Below are 3,586 nucleotides of genomic sequence, written 5' to 3'. Positions count from 1 at the left end.
GTAGGTGTCGTAGAGTTCGCGTCCCATGCCGGGGCGTTGGTTGCCCTGGCCGGAGAAGACCATGGTGAGAGTGCCCTCGCCGGACGCGCGTCCGGTGACCACCGCGGGATGCGCCACCCCCTGCGCGAGCGCGCGGAGCGCCTGGGTGCGGTCGGCCGGATCGCCGGCCACGACGACCGCACGGTGTTCGAGCGCGCTGCGTGTGGTGGCGAGTGAGTACGCCACGTCCAGTGCCGAGGCGTCGACGTCGACGTGCTCGGCCAGCCGTTCCGCCTGTGCCCGCACCGCCCGCTCGTCCCGGCCGGAGAGCAGCCAGGGGACGACGCCGGGGCTCGGCGCGCTCGCCACGGGCGCGTCGGCGACGGGGGGTTGTTCGAGGATGACGTGGGCGTTGGTGCCGCTGATGCCGAAGGAGGAGACACCGGCGCGGCGGGGCCGGTCGTGGTCGGGCCAGGGCTGTTGCTCGGTGAGGAGGGAGACGGCGCCCGCCGTCCAGTCTACGTGGGGGGTGGGTTCGTCGGCGTGGAGGGTGCGGGGGAGGATGCCGTGCCGCATGGCGAGGATCATCTTGATCACACCCGCCACACCCGCGGCGGCCTGGGTGTGACCGATGTTGGACTTCACCGAGCCGAGCCAGAGGGGTTGCTCGCGGTCCTGGCCGTAGGTGGCCAGCAACGCCTGCGCTTCGATGGGGTCGCCGAGGCGAGTGCCGGTGCCGTGGGCCTCGACGGCGTCCACCTCGTGGGGGCGCAGCCCGGCGTTTTCCAATGCCTGGCGGATGACGCGCTGTTGGGAGGGGCCGTTGGGCGCGGTGAGGCCGTTGGAGGCGCCGTCCTGGTTGACGGCCGAACCGCGCAGCACCGCCAGCACCGGGTGGCCGTGGCGCCGGGCGTCGGAGAGGCGTTCCAGGACGAGGAGGCCCACTCCTTCGCCCCAGCCGGTTCCGTCGGCGTCGGCGGAGAAGGCCTTGCACCGGCCGTCGGGGGCCAGCCCGCCCTGCCGGCTGAACTCGATGAACGTCCGGGGGGTCGCCATCACGGTGACGCCGCCGGCCAGGGCCAGCGTGCATTCGCCGTTGCGCAGGGAGTTCGCCGCCAGGTGCAGGGCGACCAGCGACGAGGAGCAGGCGGTGTCGATGGTGACGGCCGGGCCTTCCAGCCCGAAGGTGTAGGCGATCCGCCCGGACGCCACGCTCGTCGTGTTCCCCGTGAGCAGGTGCCCCTCGGTGCCCTGCGCGTCATCGTGGAGCAACGACGCGTAGTCCTGGCTGTTGCCGCCCACGAAGACCCCGGTCCTGCTGCCCCGCAGAGAACGCGGATCCATGCCGGAGCGCTCGAAGGTCTCCCACGCGGTCTCCAGCAGCAGCCGCTGCTGCGGGTCCATCGCCCGGGCCTCGCGCGGCGAGATGCCGAAGAAGTCCGCGTCGAACTCCGCGGCGTCGTACAGGAACCCGCCCGAGTGCGCGGTGCTGCTGCCCTGAGAGCCGACGTCGGACAGGAGCGACGACAGGTCCCAGCCGCGGTCGGTGGGGAAGCCGGACACCGCGTCGCCGCCCGCCACCAGGAGCTGCCACAGGTCCTCGGGGGTGCGTACCCCGCCGGGCAGCCGGCAGCCGATGCCGACGACGGCCAGGGCTTCCTCCGCCGTGGAGAGCGGAGCCGCGCCGTCGCCCTCCTGCGCCGTGTCGCCGAACAGCGTCAGCAGATGGGAGACCACACGTTCCGGGTCCGGGTGGTCGAAGACCAGCGTGGTGGGCAGCGGGACACCGAGCACGGTACTGAGCCGGTTGCGCAGCTCCACCGCGGTGAGCGAATCGAAGCCGAGGTCGCGGAACGTCCGGTCGGCGGCGACCGCGTCGGCTGTCGCATGCCCCAGCACCGCCGCGGCCTCGGACGTGACCACGGCCAGCAAGCGGGTCCGGCGCTCGGCGACACCGAGCCCGGAGAACCGGCTCAGCTTCGTCGTGGCCTGGATCTCCTCCGCGCCGGTCAGCAGTGCACGCGCCTCCGGAAGACCGGAGAACAGGGCGCTGGGACGCGCCGAGACGAACGGGGGCAGGAAATCGTCCCAGCGCACGTCCGCCACGATGTGGCAGGCGTCATGGTCACGCGTCGACCGTTCCAGTGCCGCGATCGCGAGTTCCGGCCGCATCGGGGGCAGCCCGCGACGGCGCATGTGCTCACCCGACTCGCCCCGGGCCATGCCCTCTCCCGCCCACGGCCCCCAGGCCACCGAGGTCGCGGCCAGTCCGCGGTCACGGCGGTGGCGGGCGATCGCGTCGAGGTGGGCGTTGGCCGCACCGTACGCCGTCTGCCCGCCGGTGCCCCAGACTCCGGACACCGAGGAGAACAGGACGAAGGCGTCCAGCTCACGGTCGCCCAGCAGTTCGTCCAGATGAGTGGCACCGGCCGTCTTGGCCCGCACGATCTCGGCGAACTCGTCGATGCCGAGGTCCGCCAGAGGCGTGAGCTGGCCGACGCCCGCCGCATGGACGACGCCCGTCAACGGCAACTCCTGCGGCACGGCCGCCAGGAGGGCCGCGACCGCCGAGCGGTCGGAGACGTCACACGCCGCGAGGGTGACCCTGGCCCCCAGGGCTGACAGTTCCGCTTCGAGGGCGGCCGCACCCGCCGCCGCGGCCCCGCTCCGGCCGACGAGCAGCAAGTGCTCGGCGCCCTGTCGGGCCAGCCGGCGGGCGACATGTCCGCCCAGCGCACCCGTGCCGCCGGTGATGAGCACGGTGCCGCGCGGCCGCCAGGGGGCACGCCCCGGCGCTTCGCCCGCGGCACGGCTGAGGCGCCGCGCGAAGACACCGGAAGCACGCACGGCCACCTGGTCCTCGCCGCCCTCGCCGGCCAGCAACGACGGAAGCCGGGACAGGGTGCGGTCCTCGAGATGGGCGGGCAGATCGACGAGGCCGCCCCAACCGTCCGGCCATTCGAGGGCGACCGCGCGCCCCATTCCCCAGAACCGCGCCTGAGCGGGGACGCGCACCGACTCCGACCGGCCGATCGCGACCGCCCCGCGGGTCAGACACCACAGCGGCACGGTCGACCCGGCACGTTGGAGTGCCTGGACCAGGGCGACGGTGGCGGTGAGCCCTCGGGACATCACGGGGTGAGCGGCGTCGGGTTCTTCGTCCCAGGCCAGCAGCGAGACCACTCCGACGGCCCCCGGGGTGTCGGCGCCTGCGGGGTCCACGATCCGGGGGTCGGCACCGCCCGCTCGCAGGGCCGTGAGAACCGCGATGACATCGGGATGCTCGTGCTGCGCGGGCGCCGCGACGACGAGCCAGGTGCCGGAGAGCCGGTGGGACTCCGGGGGCAGGTGAACCCACGTCGTGCGGTACCGCCAGGAGTCCACCGCGGACTGCTCCCGGTTGCGGCGTCGCCAGTCGGCCAGCGTCGGCAGCACGTCGGACCACTGGTCGTCGGCATCGCCCAGCTCACGCGACAGCGCCGACAGGTCCTGGCGTTCGACCGCGTCCCAGAAACGGGACTCGGCGACATCGACGGGGCCGTCGTCCCGCTGCGGCGCCCCGGACTGGTCGAGCCAGTAGCGTTGGTGTTGGAAGGGGTAGGTGGGG

1 protein-coding gene is annotated in these 3,586 nt (G+C 73.5%); it reads right to left on the bottom strand.

What is annotated here, in order from left to right; genetic code table 11:
* A partial coding sequence (locus tag ABEB07_RS36995) for an SDR family NAD(P)-dependent oxidoreductase (RefSeq protein WP_345672440.1) occupies positions 1 to 3,586 on the bottom strand: 3,586 nt, incomplete at both ends.

The organism is Streptomyces similanensis (genome assembly GCF_039543625.1).
Classification (GTDB): Bacteria; Actinomycetota; Actinomycetes; order Streptomycetales; family Streptomycetaceae; genus Streptomyces; species Streptomyces similanensis.
The sequence above is the reverse complement of the archived record's forward strand: the minus strand, read 5'-3'. Positions and strand labels throughout refer to the sequence as shown.